We start from the raw sequence: 17017 nt of genomic DNA on the forward strand, positions 1-17017 counted from the left end.
CTACTCGTTCCGGTAGCCGAGCGGTTTCTTGCGGTCGACCTCGATTTCGACGTGGACGCTGTCGGGGAAGTCCATATGTCCGACCCGACCAGCGACGTCGTCGCTGCCGTGGATCTCCAGTCGTCGGGAGTAGCTGGTGTACTCCCAGGAATCGAACTGCTCGCCCGGTTGGAGGGTCCGGTACTGGGGGACGGTGAGCCGTTCCGGCGGCGAGGAGTGAGGTCCCTTGCATTCGGCGCCCTTGCGCTCGACCATCCGCTTCAGGTCGGTCACGAGCGACTCCAGCACCTCGCGGTCCCCGCTCTGGAAACTGAGTTTGGTGACGAAGGCCATCGTTACTCCATCCGTGTGCGCGGGGGACCAAAAGCACATCCGTCCGTCCCCGGCAGTCGCGTCGAGGGACGAACGACGTCCGGAACACCTCGGACCGGGCGACTCGCCGGGTTCGGGGCACGGAATCGGTCGGGTCGTCCTACTCCCGGCGGGAGGGTCCTCGCCCGTCCGACATTCTATTAACCCACGGCCGTCTACTGCGGGTAATGACGGTCGAAGCGACCAGTGCTGGAGCCATCCTCTTCCGCGACACCCGTGGCCACCGGGAGTACCTCCTCCTGAAGAGCCGACCGGGGGACTGGGAGTTCCCCAAAGGCGGGGTCGAGGGGGACGAGGAACTCCAGCAGACTGCGATCAGAGAGGTTACCGAGGAGGCCGGAATCGAGGATTTCCGGCTCATCGACGGCTTTCGAAAGGAGTACGACTACGTGTTCGAGGCCGGCGGCAACACCATCCACAAGACGGTCCACCTGTTCATCGCCCGCTCGTTCGAGGCCAGCGCCGAACTCTCGAACGAGCACCGCGACCTGCAGTGGCGGGACTACGAGCAGGCTATCAACACCATCACACAGGATGGTCCCCGCGAGATACTGGAGGAGGCCCACGAATACCTCGACGAACTCGTGGCCGAGGCCGAAGCCGAGGACGGCGACCGGACGTACGTCGGGTGACCGCATGACGCCGGCACGCCACAGCCCGACCACCCACCTGGGGCCGTGAGCGACGGCGTTCCCGGCGACGCGGAGTTCGGCTTCGAACTCGTCACCTGCCGGTGGGCCGAGCGCGCGTGGCCGCCGGAACCGGACCGCGAGACGGACGCCGTCCCGGTCGTCGCCCGCCAACTCGGCACCCGGAACCGCCGCTGGGACACCGTGGTCGTCGAGGCCGATCCGGCGGGGCTGGCGGCCCGCGCGGCCTTCGGGGAGCGGGCCCTCGACTCCGACCTGCTGCACGTCGTCCGACACGCGCCGGCCGAGTGGGCGTGGTATCGCGACGCCCTCCCCGAACCGGGCTACCCGTGGCGGTACGTCCGCGCGGCCGTCCACCGGGCGGCCGACCGGGACGTCGTCGAGACCCGACGGGCGGGCAACCGGATCGAGATCCGACGGATCGCCCCCTACCCCGACTGGATCCGCCGGATCGTCGCTATCGAGAACAAACCCGACCTCTCGGCGAGCGCGGCGCGACGCCTCGGCGACCAGATGGACCACGACGTGACGACGGCCCTCGCCGACGAGGTGTGGGTCGCGACGGCCGCCACCGGCGAGGCCGTCGAACCCGCGCTGCTCGAGGACCTCCCCGTCGAGGCTGGCGTGCTGGTGCTGGATTTCGACGGCGACGACCCGGACGCGCGGGTGGCGTGGCATCCGGCCGCCCTCGACCCGAGCGCCGACACGTCGCTGTCGGCGGAGACGAAGGCGGGAAAGCGGCTCGAACTCGCCGAGCGCGCTTACGGCGACGGCTGGCGGTCCTACGTCGAGACGATGCGTCCGGACTGTCGCTGGTTCGAACTGCGGTCGGAATCGGGGGCGTTGGTCCCCTGGTGTGCGGCCGCGGAGTGCCACCAGACGGCCGGGGAGTGTTCGGGCTCCTGTCCCGAGTTCCAGCCCGAACCGCCGTCCTGGCGCACCCGCGGGTGGCCCATCGAGGGCGGGCCCGGGAAGGGGATCCGGCGGTTGCTGGCGCGGCGCCGTCGTCGGGTCCGGGCGTTCGACCCCGAGGCCTGATCAGGAGTCGACGACTTCGACGTCGACGCGCTCCCGGTCGACGGCCAGTTTGAACGTCGGGACGGTGCGGTACACCACCTCGACGACCCCCTTGCGACGGAGGCTCTGGAGCGCCTCGCGGACGGCGTCGACCTCGGGGTCGGCGTCGAACGTCGCCCGCACCTTCTGGAGGACGCTCACGACGCTCTCGGAGCGCTCCGCCGGGCCGGCCACCACCTCGAACACCTGGGCTTCGAGTTCCGGCACGCGGATGACCTGTGGCCCGTCCTCGTCGCCCTCCATCCCCGGTTCGGCGTCCGTGAGTTCGGCCGCCTCCGGGGTCGCACAGATGTAGCTGTCGTCGTTTCGGTAGTAGTAATCGCTCAGATGTGCCTCCAGATATCCGTGCACCTCGCTGCCGCTGTCGAACCCCCAGCGCTCCTGTAGCTCCTTGTTCTTCGTCGGCTGGAGGCGGACGATATCCGCCAGTCGGTCACGTTCCTCCGGGGACAGCGTCATCGAGGGGCGATTCGTCGGTCTCCCATATCCGTGTTCCGTTCGACCGCGGGCCGCGACGCCGGGCGGCGCCCGCTCAGCGGAACCGCCCGAGGACCCGGTAGTCGTCGTCCGGCGTGTACCGCCGGAAGAGGAGGCTGTTGGCCAGCACCGAGACGCTGGAGAGGGCCATCGCCCCCGCGGCGAGGACCGGCTGGAGCAAGCCGAGCGAGGCGAGCGGGATCATCGCGGTGTTGTAGCCGAGCGCCCACACGAGGTTCTGCCGGATCTTCCGGAGGGTCGCGTCCGAGATCCGGATGGCCTTCACCACGTCGCGGGGGTCGTCGCGCATCAGCGTCACGTCCGCGGCCTCGATGGCCACGTCGGTCCCCGAGCCGATGGCACAGCCGACGGACGCGACGGCGAGGGCGGGGGCGTCGTTCACGCCGTCGCCGACCATCATCGCCTCCCGGCCCTCGTCCTGGATCGCCGCCACCGCGTCCGACTTGTCCTCGGGGAGCACCTCCGCTCGGACGTTCCCGGGATCGATTCCCACCCGGTCGGCCACCGCGCGCGCGGTGCGCTCGTTGTCGCCGGTGAGCATCATCACGTCGAGGTCGCGGGCCCGGAGCGCGCTCACGGCCTCGCTCGCGCTCGGTTTCACCGTGTCGGCGTCGGCGACGACCCCGAGGAGTTCACCGACGCCTGCGGCGGGAACCCGGCCGACCAGCATCGCCGTCTTCCCCTCGGATTCCAGCCGTTCCATCGTCTCGGCGGCGGGCGCGGGATCGATCCCGGCGTCGCGCAGGAGTCTCCGGTTGCCGACGAGGACCGTCGCCCCGTCGACCGTCGCCCGGACGCCCCGTCCGGGGACGTTCTCGAAGTCCTCGGGGTCGCCCACGTCGATGCCGCGCGCCCGGGCGCCGTCGACGATAGCGCGGGCCAAGGGGTGTTCGCTCCCGCGTTCGGCCGTCGCGGCGAGGCGGAGGACCTCGTTCTCGGTCGGGCGCTCGCGGACGGCCACCCGGCCCCCGTCGGCGGCTGCCCCGTCGTCGGTCGTCGGCCGCCCGTCCGCGAAGGCGACCACGTCGGTCAACTGCATCTCCCCTTCGGTCAGCGTGCCGGTCTTGTCGAAGACGACCGTGTCCACGTCGCGGGCGCGTTCGAGGACGTCGCCGCCCTTGAACAGGACGCCGTTGCTCGCGCCGATGGTCGTCCCCACCATCGTCGCCGCGGGCGTCGCCAGCCCTAGCGCACAGGGGCAGGCGATGAGAACCGCCGAGGCGAAGACGACGACCGCGAACTCGAAGGTCGAGACGGTGCCGCCGGCGACCGCGGGGCCGCCGGCGACGAGGCCCCACAGCGGCACCCACTCGACGACGGCGGCGAGTGTCTCGGGGAAGAGAAACCAGAGGACACCCCACAGGAGGGCATTCGCGATCACCGCGGGGACGAAGTACGCGGAGATGCGGTCGGCGAGGTTCTGGATGTCGGGCTGGCGCGACTGGGCCTCCTTGACCGTGCGGACGATCTCCTGGAGCGCCGTGTCGGCGCCGACCCGCGTCGCCTCGACGACGAGCACGCCGTTCTCGTTGATCGTGGCGCCGACGACCTCGTCGCCCGCGCCCTTCTCGACGGGGACGGACTCGCCGGTCACCATCGACTCGTCGACCGCGCTGGTCCCGTCGACCACGACGCCGTCGGTGGGGATCCGCTCGCCCGGCCGGACCTTCATCCGGTCGCCGACCGCGACGTCCTCGACGGGAACCTCGCGTTCGGCGCCGTCGGCGTCGACGAGCGTCGCCGTCTCGGCCTCCATCTCCAGCAGTTTCCGGAGCGCCTCGCCGGCCTGCCCCTTCGACCGGGCCTCCAGGTAGTTGCCGAGCGTGATGAACACGAGGATGAGCGCCGCGGTGTCGAAGTAGACCCGTCCCGCGACCAGATCCAGCAGGACTGCGACGGAGTAGACGTACGCCGTCGTCGACCCGAGGGCGATGAGGACGTCCATGTTGGCGCGGCGGTTCCTCACGAGCGCCGTGTAGGCGTTCCGGTAGAACGGCCGCCCGAGGAGGACCTGCACGGGCGTGGCGAGCAGGAACCCCACCCAGTGGAACGGGACGCCGAGGAGTCGGTCGGGGAGGTAACTACCCCCGAGCAGGAGTTCCTCGACGAGGAGGAGGAGGAGCGGCGCCGCGAGCGCCGCCCCGAAGACCGTCAGCCGGCGCTGTCGGCGGATCTCCGCCCGGCGCGCGGTGTCGCGGGCGTCGGGTGCGTCGACGGTCCCCGTGTCGTCCTCCCCCTCGCGGACCGGCGTGTATCCCGCGTCCGCGACGGCCTCGTGGAGTTCGTCGGGGGACGTGGCCCCGGAGACGTAGGTGACCTGGGCCTCGTCGGTGGCGTAGTTGACCGTCGCCTCGACGACGCCGGGGACGCCGTCGAGCGCCGCCTCGGTCGTCTCCGCACAGTTCGCACACGACAGGTCGGCGATCCCGAAGGTCGCGGTCTCCGTGACCACGCCGTAGCCCGCGTCCTCGACGGCCGCGACGATCTCGCGGAGCGACACCGCCTCGGGGTCGTACTCGACGGTCCCCTCGTCGGTGGCGTAGTTGACCGTCGCGTCGGATACGCCGTCGAGGGTCGTCAGGGCGTCCCCGACCGTGGCCGAGCAGTTGGCACACGACATCCCCGTGATGTCGAGCCGGGTGGTGCGTGGATCCATCGTGACGTATCCTACGTCCTCCACACTTAGGGGGCTTGCTGCTTCGATCCACGGGATCGAGGGGCCGGTAACTTTCGATCCGAAAGTCGTTCGGGAGGGGAGTCGGGCCGACACGGGCGGTGGGTTCTCGGGCGGTCCGGCGACGAAACGACAGGTCGAAGCGACCGAGCGCCCGTAGGCCCGACCGACATGTCACGAACGATCGGCGTGGAGGGACTGTCCTGCGAGCACTGCGAACGGACGGTCGAGGAGGCGCTGGCGGACGTCGACGGCGTCACGGCCGCGAGGGCCGACCACGAGACGGATACGGCGACCGTCGAGGGTGACGCGGAGACGGCGGCGCTCGTCGATGCGGTGGCGGCCGCGGGCTACGACGGGTCGGCGCCGGCGGTCGAACGGACGGCCTGACCGGTCGTCGCTCCCCAGCGGCCGGCCCGGGGGACCGCTCTCCCGAACGGTTAACCCCCTGGCCGTCGTCCGGACGGGCGTGTCCTGGAACACCGTCACGCTCGATGTCGACGACGGAATCGCCCGTCTCACGGTCGACCGCCCCGACGCGCTGAACGCGATGAACACCGAGACGCTGGACGAGATCACGGCGGCCATCGCGGAGGCCGAAGCCGAGTCGGCGCGGGTGCTCGTCCTCACGGGCGCCGGCGACGACGCGTTCATCGCCGGGGCCGACATCGACTACATGAAGGAGTTCTCGACGCCGGAGGCGCTCGCCTACGCCGAGCGCGGCCAGTCGGTCGTCCGCGACCTGCGGTCGTTCCCCGGCGTGACCATCGCCGCGATCAACGGCTACGCCTTCGGCGGCGGCTGCGAGTTCGCCCTCGCCTGTGACCTGCGGGTGGCGAGCGAGCGAGCGGTCGTCGGGCAGACCGAGATCGACCTCGGGATCATCCCCGGGTGGGGCGGCACGCAGCTCCTCCAGCGGCTCGTGTCCGACGAGACGGCGCGCCGGCTGATCTTCTTCGGCGAACGCCTCGACGCGCAGGACGCCTACGAACGGGGACTCGTCGGCGAGGTGGTCGCCCACGACGACCTCTACGACCACGTCGACGAGATGGCGGCGGAGCTCGCGTCCAAGCCCCGCCATGCCCTCTATGCGGCCAAGGAGGCGCTCGACGCCTACCACGAGACCGCCGGCGAGGGCGGCTTCACCGTCGAACGCCGGGCCTGGAGCGGCCTGTTCGGCACCGCCGACCAGCGCGAGGGGATGGACGCCTTCGTCGAGAAGCGCGACCCCGAGTTCGAGTGAGAGGCGTCGTCAGTCCCCGGGCGACCACGGCCAGTCGACGGTCCGCTGGGGGTCACCCGTCTCGCCGACCTGCGTGCTCACGAGCACGAGCGCGAGCGTCGCGAGCATCCCGGCCGCGAGGAAGGGAACGGCGAACCCGAACCGCTCCAGATAGCCCGAGGCGAGGGGGCCGATGGCGACGCCGAGGCCGAAGGCCATCGTCAGCACGGAGAGGGTGGTCCCCGATTCGCCCTCGCGGGCCAGGTCGCCGGCGACGGCGAGCGACGGGGCGAAGACGAGGGCCACGGCGACGCCGAGCAGGAAGCGGGTGACCGTCATCGGCGCCGGGGAGAGGACGTAACCCTGGGCGACGGTGGTGGGGACGAGCAGACAGAAGCCCGCGAGGAGGAACGGGCGGCGCCCGTAGCGGTCGGCGGCCCGACCGATCGGGATCTGGAAGGCGACGTTGGCGAGGGTGACGGCGCCGAACTGGAGGCCGAACCAGAGCGTCCCCTGCCCGAGTCGCTCGTTGATCCGGCCTTCGAGGGTGGCGAACATGGCGATACAGATCCCCATGGCGACGGTGCCGAGACCGAGGGTGAACACCGGATCGAGGAGGCGGTCGTCGCCGCGGACGGCCACGGAGAGGTCGTCGCTCGCGGCCGTCTCCGGGCGTTCCGGATCGGAGACGAACGCCCAGACGGTCAGGAAGCTGACCGCGGCGCCGGTGACGGCGACGGCGAAGGCCGCGTCGAAGCCCCGGGCCTCGACGACGAGACCGGCGACGATCGGACCGAACCCGAAGCCGATCAGCCGGAAGGTGTTGAACACGCCGAAGTTGCTCCCGCGGTCGTGGCCGGTCGCGAGTTCGTTCACCAGCGCCACGGTACAGGGGATGGTGAAGGCGGCGCCGACCCCCTGGAGAACCCGCAGGAGGACCACGAGCCAGTAGGACGAGACGAGGGCGTAGGCGCCGCTCGCGGCGCCGAGCAACAGGAGGCCAAAGAGGATGAAGGCGCGCCGCCGGCCCGTCCGGTCGGAGAGGCGGCCGGTGAACGGCTGGGCGAGGCTGTTCAGGAAGCCGAAAAGCGAGAGGACGATGCCGACGAGCAGGTACTCCGTGATCGTCAGCGACGCGCCGAGCAGCGACACCCGGGCCCCGACGAGCGACTCGATAGGCACCTGGCCGCTCGCCAGATACAGCGGGAGGACGACGATCAGAAAGGAGTTGCCGACGGCGTCGGCCATCCGCGCCAGGCCGAGCGCGAACACGCGGCGGTCCAGATCCAGCAGCCCCATCTCGTCTTCGGGTTTGCCACCCACGTACCTCACGGTTGCGCTCCCGATCCGGGGCGACCGTCGTGGACGCACGCCGGTGATCGTGCCCCGGATCGTGGGCCCGTAGCTATTCATACTCCGCGCACGAACGTCGGGGCATGGAGCACACCGCCGAGGTGACCGGCATCGGGGTGGGCACGAGCGACGACGGGTCGAACGTCCCCGCCGTCCTCCTCGCCGCCAGATCGGAGTATCTCCCCATCGTCATCACGGCCGACCAGGCGCGCGCGATCCAACTCGGACTGTCGGGGGAACCGTTCGAGCGCCCGCTCACCCACGACCTGCTCGTCGAGATGCTCACGGAGTTCGGTGGCGCCGTCGACGGCATCCGGATCGACGACCTCGCGGACGGTACCTTCTACGCCAAGGTTGACGTCGAGCGGTACGACGAGGGCGAGGCGCGGAAGTTCGTCTTCGACGCCCGCCCCAGCGACGCCATCGCGCTCGCGGTCCGCGTCGACTGTCCGATCACCGTCAGCGACGCCGTCCTCGACCGGGCCGGCCGCCCGGAGGACGAGTTCGAACCCGAGCGCATCGACGACTTCGACGAGGAGCCCTGATCCGGGCCCCGCGGCGCGGTCGCACCGACGAATCGAGGGGACTTTTCACGGCCCCGACGCACCCACACGCCATGACCGCGACGCTGGCGGAGTCCCACACCGAGATGACGGAGATCGTCCTCCCCAACGACACGAACACGCACGGGCGGGCGCTCGGGGGTGCCGTGCTGCACTGGATGGACGTCTGTGGCGCCATCGCGGCGATGCGATTCGCCAACGAGAAGGTCGTCACCGCGTCGATGGAACACGTCGACTTCAAGAGCCCCATCGACCTCGGCGAGGTGGTCGTCGTCGAGGCGTACGTCTACGGGACGGGAACCACGAGCATCGAGGTGAACGTCGAGGTGCGCGCGGAGAACCCCCAGCAGGACACCGAGCGCGACACCACCTCCTCGTTTTTCACGTTCGTCGCGGTCGACGACGACGGGGATCCCACGATGGTGCCCGACCTCGACTGCCCGACGGAGGCCGAACGACGGCTGCGCGACGCCGCCCTCGACGACCGGCAGACGCAGTTCGAACGGCTCGTCGAGCGGATGGCGTGACCACTCGTCGAGGAGTTCCGGCGTCCCGCCCGGGATGCCGCGCATCCGGGTGAGGGGGTCGCCGACGCGGATGCCGTCGCCGGTGATGTCGAACTCCCGGAGCGTCCGCTCGAAGTCGCTCGTGCGCTGTTTCAGGACACCGATGGCCTTCCGGAGTTCGCCCTGAACTTCGGGGTAATGTTGTCGGCGGGGTAGCTGCTGTTCCCCTGGGTGGCGACGAACCCGCCGTGCAGGACCCCGTCGACCGCCGACTGACCGACGCCATGGATGCCCCGATTCGGGCGGACGGGGGATAAGCGACAGCCGTCGTGACAACGAACGGTCAGAAGCCAACCCTTACGGGCAAGTGGCCCGGAGAGGGGACGCCACGGCCCTATCGGGATACATGTCACGGGAACAGGCGGATGGAGCGATCGAAGGGGGCGACGACACCCGTCCGAGCGTCGACGAGCCACGGGTGTTGTTGCTCATGGCTCCGGGTCGCAACCGTGACCTCCTGGTCGAGACGCTCGGTCGTCGCTACCGGGTCGAGACGACGACCGACCCGACGGCGCTGGAGACACCCTTCGACTGCTGTGTGTTCGACCGACAGGGGCTCGACCGAACCGAGTTTTCCCGGATCGCCGACCTCGTCGAGACCGGCCGCGAGACGGGGAGTGCCTTCCTACCGTTCGTGTTGCTGGTCCCGGCCGAGACCGCCGATTCGGTGGGGACGGCCGTCTGGGACTACGTCGACGACGTGATCGAACTCCCTGTCGGGCGGGCGGAACTCCTCTCCCGGATCGACAACCTGATCCAGCGACGACGGACCGCCGTCGAACTCGAATCCCGGTCCCGGAAGCTGGAGGAGACGGTCGCCGAACTCCGTCTGAAGGAGCGCGCGATGGACAGGGCACCGGTCGGGATCACCATCACCGACCCGTCGCGGGACGACAACCCGATGGTCTACGTCAACGATCGGTTCCAGGAGCTGACCGGCTACGACGCCGAGGAGGTACTCGGGCGGAACTGTCGGCTCCTGCAGGGCGCGGACACCGATCCGGAGACGCGTCGCCTGCTTCGGGAGCGGATCGACGCCGAGCAGCCGGTGTCGGTCGATATCGTGAACTACCGCAAGAACGACCAGCGGTTCTGGCAGAAACTCGACGTCGCTCCCGTCCGCGACGAGGACGGGCGCGTCGTGAACTTCGTCGGGTTCCAGACCGAGATCACCGACCGCAAGATCCGGGAGCGACGCCTCGAGGTGCTGAACCGCGTCCTCAGCCACAACCTGAAAAACAAGATGAACCTGATCGAGGGTCACGTCGCGTTGCTCCGCGAGGAGCTGGACCGCGACGGCTCGCTCGACTCGCTCGGGGTGATCGAGCGAGCGGCGAACGACCTCATGGCGCTCGGGGAGTCGGTGCGCCGGATCGACCGGATCATCTCGACCGCCAAACCCGCGGACGAACCGGTCTCCCTACGCGAGCGGATCGAGCAACTGGTGAGCGTCCTGCGGGACCGCTATCCGACGGCGACGTTCGACGTGACGCTCCCCGACACCACCTGCGACGTCGCAGTCGGGGGGTTGACAGCGGCCCTGGAGGAGGCGATGGAGAACGCCGTCCGGCACAACGCCGAGGACGCGCCCGCCGTCGAGGTCCGGGTCGACTCCCGGGACGAGGGGTGGATCGATATCGAAATCGAGGACGACGGGCCGGGCATCCCGGAGCGTGAAGTCGAGGTGCTCGAAGGCGGCGAGAGCCCCCTGAACCACGCCGAACGGCTCGGCCTCTGGCAGATATACTGGATCGTCACCAAGGCCGGCGGGGAGTTCTCCGTGCGTGACGCGGAGTCGGGGGGAACCGTCGTCACGCTCTCGGTTCCGTGTCGCGACTAGTCGAAATCGGGGAGGTCGTCCGGCGCCTCGTACTCCGTCTCCCACTCGATGTACTCGTCGAGTAACACGTCACACACGGTCTGTCCGAGTTCGGTCATCGCGGCGTTGATGCCCGAGACCGTCCCCCACGAGTCCAGATCGGGGTGGTACTCGCGTTCCTTCCAGTCCTCGGGAATGCCGGGGGCGTGGTAGCCGACCCGTTCCGCGAAGGAGTCCCAGAAGAAGTCGAACCGGCGGAGCATCCCCAGGTCCGTGACGATCCCGAACTCCCGTTCGTCGATGTCGGTCGTCTCGGCCCACGCGCCGAAGGCCTCGGCCCACGCTCCCTCCCGGAGCAGGGCCTCGATCTCCTCGCGCTTGTAATCCGTATCCCCGACCACGTCCGCGTCCTCGTACTCGTTCGGATCGGTCTCCTCGAGTTCGGGCGGGTCGGGTACGGCGACGTCGAGCGACATGGCCCCAGTTCGTCGCCCGCGGCGATAAAGCCTCGGCGCGTGCGCGACGGACGGTCGTCGCGCGGTGACCGCAACTGGAACCGCGACCTTTTTGTTTTAGGTTTGCCTAAAGGCTCTCGATGGACGCACGCACCCAGTCACACGCCGAGCCATCGTCGGGTCCGGCGGCCGCCGCCCCCGAGATAGCCGTCTGTGAGAGCGGCCCGGGCACGGCCGTCTTCCTCGAATCGGGGAACACGGACGGATGGATCGCGAGCGACGTGACCGTCGACGTCCGTCGGTGAACCCATGTCCGAATCGGATACCGAGAAGACGACGATCAGAACCGGTCGCGAGTTCGAACAGGAGTACCGCCTCGACGCCGACGAGGCGGGACGGTTCCTGATCGACCTCGGCGAACAGCTCAGGGACGGCGACGAACTGAAAATCGAGACCGACGAGTGGGAACTGCCCTTTGCCTTCGGCGAACCCGTGTGCCTCGACGTCGACTTCGACGGCGTCGGGGAGCCGGAACTCGAAATCGAACTGGAACTGCCGGGACGAACGGACGAGAGCGCCCCCGACGTCTCGTAGGTCGGCGACGGTCCCCGCTTTCCTCCGAAACCACACCCAAGACCGACGGGTCGTACGGACCACTGTAACCGTGTTCCGGTAGGTCGCCGGACTGTCCTGGCGACCCACCGGTACTGACGGACGATAGACGGTATCAGCCGCCGGAGAGCCACGTGGCGACCGACTCCCCCCACCGCCAGTGCGCCTCCGCCGTCAGCCACGTCGCCCCGACACAGGCGGCGAGGACCGTGGTGAGAAAGCCCCACGGCGAGATCCAGACCGGGCGGAACCACGGGGCGCGGTGGGCCCACCAGGTCGCGAGCGCCGTGCCGACCCCCGCGGCGGGCGTGTCGTCGGTGACCCGATCGAGCCACGCCTGCGGGGTGGTCCGCCCGGCGCCCGGCGACTCGCCGGCGCCGTCGTGGACGGCGTAGCGCCCCGTCGCGTTCAGTTCCTGGACGGTCGGCCCGTTCGACCCGTCGCCGGTACCGAGACGCTCGGCGTCGTAGGGCGCCCAGGTAGCGTAGAACTCCCAGACCACCTCCCCGGTCGGCGTCACCTCGATCACTCGATGGCCGAGGCTGTCGACGACGAGCGTGTTGCCGTTCGGGAGGCGGTCGGCGTCCCGCGGCCACGTGAGGTTGCCCGTCAGCGTCCACGTGCGGTTCCAGGAGCCGTCCTCCCGGGTGTACTCGACCACGCGGTCGTTCTCGCTGTCGGCGACGAGTATCGTCGGGCGGCCGCCCGGGCCGCGCAGGTAGTCGGGGTTGTGTTGGGCGTGTAGGACGTCCGTGTTCCCGTCGCGTCCCAGACGCATCTCGACGTCGCCGGTGGTGCGGTTGATGAGCAACACCTGATCGAAGTTGCGCGGTGAGACCAGCAGGCGGTCCTCGCCGACCGGGTCGACGTCGTTGACGTGGGTCCAGTCGTCGTCGACGCCGCCGTCGGTGTCGGCGGGGAAGTGGTCGGCGAAGCGCCACTCCCAGGTCACCTCGCTTCGCGACCGGTTCCAGACGACGACCCGGTCGCCGCTGGTGCCGTTCTCGACGTCCGTGCGCATGTGGGCGACGACCAGCCGGCCGTCGTCGAGCCTGTCGACGTCGTGCGTGTCGGTGAAGGGGAGCCGTTCGGTCCAGACGCGCTCACGGGTCTCGCGGTCGAGTTCGTAGACGAGCGTCTCGCCGTTCCGCGGGCTCACCACCAGCAGGTTGCCGTTGGGGAGCGGGTCGACGTCGAAGAACCAGCCGCCGACGCCGTCGCCGTGGTCGCCCTCGTACTGCCACCGGAGGCCGCCGTCGGGGTCGACCGAGACGAGCCGGGGCGGCCGCGACCGGTCGAACTGCCCGGCGAAGTGGACCCCTTGCGTGCTGATCACCGTCGCGTTCGACGGGTCGCGGTCGACGGTCCCGGGACCGATCGAGCCGTCGTCGACGGGGTCGTACGCGAGCGACGAGCCGACCGAGACGAGCACCAGGAGGAGGAAGACGAGCGCGAACGCCGGACGGGGACGGATTCGACTGTCCACGCGGGCCGTGCGAGCGGCCGGCACCTGAATCCTGTGTTTCGTCGGCGCGACCGGGATCCGACGGACGTGACGCCCGACCACCGTTTTGATATACGCGCGGGAACTGGGACGGGTATGGACGACGTCAGCGACCAGTACGCCCCCGAGGACGTGGAGGCCTCGGTCAACGCCTACTGGGACGAACACGACGCCTACGAGGCGGCGAAGGAGGCCCACGCGGACGACCCGCCCTTCTTCTTCGTCGACGGCCCGCCGTACACGAGCGGACAGATGCACCTCGGCACGGCGTGGAACAAGACGCTGAAAGACGCCATCATCCGGTACAAGCGGATGGCAGGCCACGACGTGACCGACCGGCCCGGCTACGACATGCACGGCCTCCCCATCGAGGTGAAAGTCGAGGAGGAACTCGGCTTCGACTCCAAGAAGGACATCGAGGAGTACGGGATGGAGGCGTTCATCGAGGAGTGCAAGTCCTTCGCCGAGCGCAACCGCGAGAAGATGGACGAGGACTTCCAGTCCATCGGCGCGTGGATGGACTGGGACGATCCCTATCGGACCGTCTCGCCCGAGTACATGGAGGCGACGTGGTGGGCGTTCAAGCGCGTCCACGAGAACGGCCTCGTCGAGCGCGGCAAGCGGGCGATCAACCAGTGTCCCCGGTGTGAGACCGCCATCGCCGACAACGAGGTCGAGTACCACGAGATCGAATCCCCCTCCATCTACGTCCGGTTCCCCCTCAGCGACCGCGAGGGATCGCTCGTCGTCTGGACGACGACGCCGTGGACCATCCCGGCAAACGAGTTCGTCGCCGTCGACGCCGAGATGACATACCGGGCGGTCGACGCGACGCGGGACGGCGAGACCGACCGCCTCTACGTCGCCGCTCCCTGCGTCGAGGACGTCCTCCGCGAGGGGCGCTACGACGACTACGAGGTGATCGAGGAGCTACCCGGCGAGGAACTCGTCGGCTGGACGTACGACCACCCACTCGCCGAGGAAGTGCCCGACAACCCCGACGTCGAGGGAACGGGACAGGTGTACGCCGCCGACTACGTCGAGGCCGACCGCACGGGGCTGGTCCACTCCGCGCCCGGACACGGCGAGGTCGACTTCGAACGCGGACGGGAACTCGGGGTGCCCGTGTTTTCGCCCGTCGCCGGCGACGGCACCTTCACCGAGGAAGCCGGGAAGTACGCCGGACGGTTCGTCCGCGACGCCAACGACGACATCATCGCCGACCTGGACGCGAACGGGTACCTGCTGGCGTCGGGCACCACCACCCACCGCTACGGGCAGTGCTGGCGGTGTGACACCGACATCGTCTATCTCGCCACCGACCAGTGGTTCATCACGGTCACCGATATCAAAGACGAACTCCTGGAGAACATCGAGGACAGCGAGTGGCACCCCGAGTGGGCCCGGGACAACCGGTTCCGGAACTTCGTCGCGGACGCCCCGGACTGGAACGTCTCCCGACAGCGCTACTGGGGCATCCCCCTCCCCATCTGGGTGCCCGAGGACGACCCCGATCCGGACGCCGAGGACATCCTCGTGATCGGGACGCGGGAGGAACTCGCCGAACGCGCCGATGGGGACCTCGACCCCGAGACGATCGACCTCCACCGGCCGAGCGTCGACCCCGTCACGATCACCGAGGACGGCGTCACCTACGAGCGCGTCCCCGACGTGTTCGACGTGTGGATCGACTCCTCGGTGGCGACGTGGGGCACCCTCGGCTACCCGGGTAACGAGGACGACTTCGAGGAGCTCTGGCCCGCCGACCTCATCGTCGAGGCCCACGACCAGACGCGTGGCTGGTTCTGGTCGCAGCTGGGGATGGGGACCGCCGCCCTCGGAGAGATTCCCTACGACGAAGTCGTCATGCACGGCTTCGCCAACGACAGCGAGGGTCGGAAGATGTCGAAGTCCCTCGGCAACATCGTCACGCCCCAGGAGGCCATCGACCGCTACGGGCGCGACCCGCTCCGGGCTTACCTCATGAGCCACGACCAGCACGGGGCCGACCTCTCCTTCGAGTGGGAGGGACTCGCGGAGACCCAGTCGACGCTCAACATCTTCTGGAACGTCTTCCGGTTCCCGCTCCAGTACATGGCGCTCGACGACTACGACCCCGCCGAGGCGGACCTCTCGGACGGGGAACTGACCGTCGTCGACGAGTGGGTGCTCTCGCGCCTCCAGTCGGTGAAAGCCGAGGTGGAGGCGGCGTGGGACGAGTACGCCGTCCACGACGCCTGCAACGCCGTCCTCGACTTCGTCACCGAGGACGTCTCCCGCTTCTACGTCAAGGCGATCCGCGAGCGGATGTGGGAGGAGGCGGACTCGGCGTCGAAACGCGGCGCCTACGCGACGCTCGCGACCGTCCTCGACGAGACGATCCGCCTGCTCGCGCCCATCACGCCCTACATCGCCGAGGAGATGTACCGGACGCTCGACGGGCGCGCGACGACGGTCCACCAGCTTTCCTACCCGACGGTCGACGGGACTCACCACGATCCGGAGCTGGAGCGGAACGTGGCGGTCCTCCGGGCGGTCGAGGAGGCGGCGGCCAACGCCCGACAGCAGGGCGGGCGCAAGCTCCGCTGGCCCGTCCCGCGGGTGCTCGTCGAGAGCGACGACGGGTCGGTCCGCGAGGCCGTCGACTCGCTGTCGACCCTGCTCGGCGAGCGGGTGAACGCCCGATCCATCGAGGTGACCGACTCGTTCGACGAACTGATCGAGCGCGCCGAACCGGAGATGGGCGTGATCGGCCCCGCATTCGGCGGCGACGCACAGGAGGTGATGGCCGCCGTCGAGGGGCGCCGCCGCGAGGAACTGGAAGCCGACGCCGACGGCCAGACCCCCTACACCGTCACGCTCGACGGCGAGCGCTACGACCTGACGGGGGAGATGGTCTCGTTCCGCGCCGAACCCCCGGAGAACGTCGCCGGCGCCGACTTCGAGGTGACCGACGACGGCGACCGGACCGGCGGCACCGTCTACGTCGACACCTCGCTGACCGAGGATATCGAGGCGGAGGGGTACGCCCGCGACGTGGTGCGCCGGATCCAGGAGATGCGCAAGCGACTCGACCTGGACGTCGACGAGCGCATCCGCACCCGGATCGACGTCGACGACGACCGCGTGGCCGCGTTCGTCGACGAGCGGCGCGACCTCATCGCCGAGGAGACTCGGACCGCGGAGTTCGACGCCGACGCCGACGACCTGACCGAGGAGTGGGAGGTCGAGGGCGTCGCCGTCACCATCGGCATCGCGCGGGTCGAAGCCGAACAGCGGGCCGCATAAGGGCCGCCTTTCCTCCCTCGCCGCTACGCCCAGTAGAGCAGATAGAGGAGGTACAGGCTCGACGCGACCACGACGAGGCCGACCAGCGCGAACCCGACCGCGGCCACGGTCGAGACGGCGAACGCCGCGAGTTGGATCGACTGGAGGCCGACGAGGGCGGCGAACGCCGCCAGGAGCGTCCAGCAGACGGTGCCGAGGAGGGACCGCCCCGCAGTCCGGAGTTCGTCGCGAACGATGGCGCGGATCCGGTTCTCGCGGGGTTCGTCGGAGGGGACCATGGGAAGCAGTCGTCCCCGATCCTCCCTCAACGTGTCGGTGAGCCGTCCCGAGGCCGGACCGTACGGACCCCCCGAACGGCAGCGGG

Annotated in this window: 17 protein-coding genes; 10 read left to right on the forward strand and 7 right to left on the reverse strand. The window is 69.5% G+C overall.

What is annotated here, in order from left to right:
• The gene (locus NO364_RS09790; protein WP_157690966.1) at positions 1–333 is read right to left on the reverse strand and encodes an uS10/mL48 family ribosomal protein; all 333 of its coding nucleotides are present in this window, start codon (positions 331–333) and stop codon (positions 1–3) included.
• A 206-nt stretch (positions 334–539) separates the two neighbouring features.
• Here NO364_RS09790 and NO364_RS09795 point away from each other — a divergent pair, with 206 nt between their 5' ends.
• Both NO364_RS09795 and NO364_RS09800 read left to right on the forward strand, forming a co-directional pair.
• On the forward strand, positions 540–1004 hold the full coding sequence (locus NO364_RS09795; RefSeq protein ID WP_157690965.1) for a bis(5'-nucleosyl)-tetraphosphatase: 465 nt from the start codon (positions 540–542) through the stop codon (positions 1002–1004).
• 45 nt (positions 1005–1049) lie between these two features.
• Positions 1050–2060 (forward strand): DUF5787 family protein, encoded by a 1011-nt coding sequence (locus NO364_RS09800; protein WP_257627399.1) that lies wholly within the window; start codon positions 1050–1052, stop codon positions 2058–2060.
• On the opposite strand, the gene NO364_RS09805 is transcribed toward NO364_RS09800, so the two are convergent.
• Entirely contained in the window at positions 2061–2558 is a 498-nt protein-coding gene (locus NO364_RS09805) for a DUF5797 family protein (protein WP_157690963.1), read from the reverse strand.
• 73 nt (positions 2559–2631) lie between these two features.
• Positions 2632–5253, reverse strand: coding sequence for a heavy metal translocating P-type ATPase (locus NO364_RS09810; RefSeq protein ID WP_257627400.1), 2622 nt, complete (start codon positions 5251–5253; stop codon positions 2632–2634).
• A 189-nt stretch (positions 5254–5442) separates the two neighbouring features.
• Here NO364_RS09810 and NO364_RS09815 point away from each other — a divergent pair, with 189 nt between their 5' ends.
• A complete protein-coding gene (locus NO364_RS09815; RefSeq protein WP_157690960.1) occupies positions 5443–5661 on the forward strand; it encodes a heavy-metal-associated domain-containing protein in 219 nt (72 codons plus the stop codon).
• A gap of 79 nt (positions 5662–5740) precedes the next feature.
• On the forward strand, positions 5741–6514 hold the full coding sequence (locus NO364_RS09820) for an enoyl-CoA hydratase/isomerase family protein (protein WP_257627401.1): 774 nt from the start codon (positions 5741–5743) through the stop codon (positions 6512–6514).
• 9 nt (positions 6515–6523) lie between these two features.
• Here the strand turns inward: NO364_RS09820 and NO364_RS09825 are convergent, their stop codons facing one another.
• Positions 6524–7792: an MFS transporter gene (locus tag NO364_RS09825; RefSeq protein ID WP_257629116.1), complete on the reverse strand. Its 1269-nt coding sequence runs from the start codon at positions 7790–7792 to the stop codon at positions 6524–6526.
• A 137-nt stretch (positions 7793–7929) separates the two neighbouring features.
• On the opposite strand from NO364_RS09825, the gene NO364_RS09830 reads away from it, so the two are divergent.
• The 3 genes from NO364_RS09830 (at position 7930) to NO364_RS09845 (ending at position 10815) form a co-directional block, all read left to right on the forward strand.
• Positions 7930–8391, forward strand: coding sequence for a bifunctional nuclease family protein (locus tag NO364_RS09830; protein ID WP_157690958.1), 462 nt, complete (start codon positions 7930–7932; stop codon positions 8389–8391).
• 71 nt (positions 8392–8462) lie between these two features.
• Positions 8463–8936: an acyl-CoA thioesterase gene (locus NO364_RS09835; RefSeq protein ID WP_257627402.1), complete on the forward strand. Its 474-nt coding sequence runs from the start codon at positions 8463–8465 to the stop codon at positions 8934–8936.
• A gap of 385 nt (positions 8937–9321) precedes the next feature.
• Positions 9322–10815 (forward strand): PAS domain-containing protein, encoded by a 1494-nt coding sequence (locus NO364_RS09845; protein WP_257627403.1) that lies wholly within the window; start codon positions 9322–9324, stop codon positions 10813–10815.
• On the opposite strand, the gene NO364_RS09850 is transcribed toward NO364_RS09845, so the two are convergent.
• Positions 10812–11270 (reverse strand): DUF7992 family protein, encoded by a 459-nt coding sequence (locus tag NO364_RS09850; protein WP_257627404.1) that lies wholly within the window; start codon positions 11268–11270, stop codon positions 10812–10814. The two genes, NO364_RS09845 and NO364_RS09850, sit on opposite strands and share 4 nt — an antisense overlap.
• A 119-nt stretch (positions 11271–11389) precedes the next feature.
• Here NO364_RS09850 and NO364_RS09855 point away from each other — a divergent pair, with 119 nt between their 5' ends.
• Positions 11390–11554, forward strand: coding sequence for a hypothetical protein (locus NO364_RS09855; RefSeq protein WP_199243685.1), 165 nt, complete (start codon positions 11390–11392; stop codon positions 11552–11554).
• A gap of 4 nt (positions 11555–11558) precedes the next feature.
• Complete coding sequence (locus tag NO364_RS09860; RefSeq protein ID WP_157690954.1) at positions 11559–11843, forward strand: amphi-Trp domain-containing protein; 285 nt, start codon at positions 11559–11561, stop codon at positions 11841–11843.
• 133 nt (positions 11844–11976) lie between these two features.
• On the opposite strand, the gene NO364_RS09865 is transcribed toward NO364_RS09860, so the two are convergent.
• A complete protein-coding gene (locus NO364_RS09865) occupies positions 11977–13347 on the reverse strand; it encodes an aryl-sulfate sulfotransferase (protein ID WP_257627405.1) in 1371 nt (456 codons plus the stop codon).
• A 114-nt stretch (positions 13348–13461) separates the two neighbouring features.
• Here NO364_RS09865 and ileS point away from each other — a divergent pair, with 114 nt between their 5' ends.
• On the forward strand, positions 13462–16653 hold the full coding sequence (ileS, locus tag NO364_RS09870) for an isoleucine--tRNA ligase (protein ID WP_257627406.1): 3192 nt from the start codon (positions 13462–13464) through the stop codon (positions 16651–16653).
• Between the two features lie 23 nt (positions 16654–16676).
• Here the strand turns inward: ileS and NO364_RS09875 are convergent, their stop codons facing one another.
• Positions 16677–16931, reverse strand: coding sequence for a hypothetical protein (locus NO364_RS09875; protein ID WP_157690951.1), 255 nt, complete (start codon positions 16929–16931; stop codon positions 16677–16679).
• Between the last annotated feature and the right edge of the window lie 86 nt (positions 16932–17017).

It is taken from the genome of Haloplanus salinarum (assembly GCF_024498175.1).
GTDB classification, from domain to species: domain Archaea; phylum Halobacteriota; class Halobacteria; order Halobacteriales; family Haloferacaceae; genus Haloplanus; species Haloplanus salinarum.

Bases quoted from the DNA above. Each gene is read 5' to 3' on its own strand.
- NO364_RS09795 (WP_157690965.1), top strand. From the start codon at position 540: ATGACGGTCGAAGCGACCAGTGCTGGAGCCATCCTCTTCCGCGACACC.
- NO364_RS09855 (WP_199243685.1), top strand. From the start codon at position 11,390: ATGGACGCACGCACCCAGTCACACGCCGAGCCATCGTCGGGTCCGGCG.
- NO364_RS09825 (WP_257629116.1), bottom strand. From the start codon at position 7,792: ATGGGGCTGCTGGATCTGGACCGCCGCGTGTTCGCGCTCGGCCTGGCG.
- ileS (WP_257627406.1), top strand. From the start codon at position 13,462: ATGGACGACGTCAGCGACCAGTACGCCCCCGAGGACGTGGAGGCCTCG.
- NO364_RS09835 (WP_257627402.1), top strand. From the start codon at position 8,463: ATGACCGCGACGCTGGCGGAGTCCCACACCGAGATGACGGAGATCGTC.
- NO364_RS09830 (WP_157690958.1), top strand. From the start codon at position 7,930: ATGGAGCACACCGCCGAGGTGACCGGCATCGGGGTGGGCACGAGCGAC.
- NO364_RS09815 (WP_157690960.1), top strand. From the start codon at position 5,443: ATGTCACGAACGATCGGCGTGGAGGGACTGTCCTGCGAGCACTGCGAA.
- NO364_RS09805 (WP_157690963.1), bottom strand. From the start codon at position 2,558: ATGACGCTGTCCCCGGAGGAACGTGACCGACTGGCGGATATCGTCCGC.
- NO364_RS09860 (WP_157690954.1), top strand. From the start codon at position 11,559: ATGTCCGAATCGGATACCGAGAAGACGACGATCAGAACCGGTCGCGAG.
- NO364_RS09850 (WP_257627404.1), bottom strand. From the start codon at position 11,270: ATGTCGCTCGACGTCGCCGTACCCGACCCGCCCGAACTCGAGGAGACC.
- NO364_RS09790 (WP_157690966.1), bottom strand. From the start codon at position 333: ATGGCCTTCGTCACCAAACTCAGTTTCCAGAGCGGGGACCGCGAGGTG.
- NO364_RS09875 (WP_157690951.1), bottom strand. From the start codon at position 16,931: ATGGTCCCCTCCGACGAACCCCGCGAGAACCGGATCCGCGCCATCGTT.
- NO364_RS09845 (WP_257627403.1), top strand. From the start codon at position 9,322: ATGTCACGGGAACAGGCGGATGGAGCGATCGAAGGGGGCGACGACACC.
- NO364_RS09810 (WP_257627400.1), bottom strand. From the start codon at position 5,253: ATGGATCCACGCACCACCCGGCTCGACATCACGGGGATGTCGTGTGCC.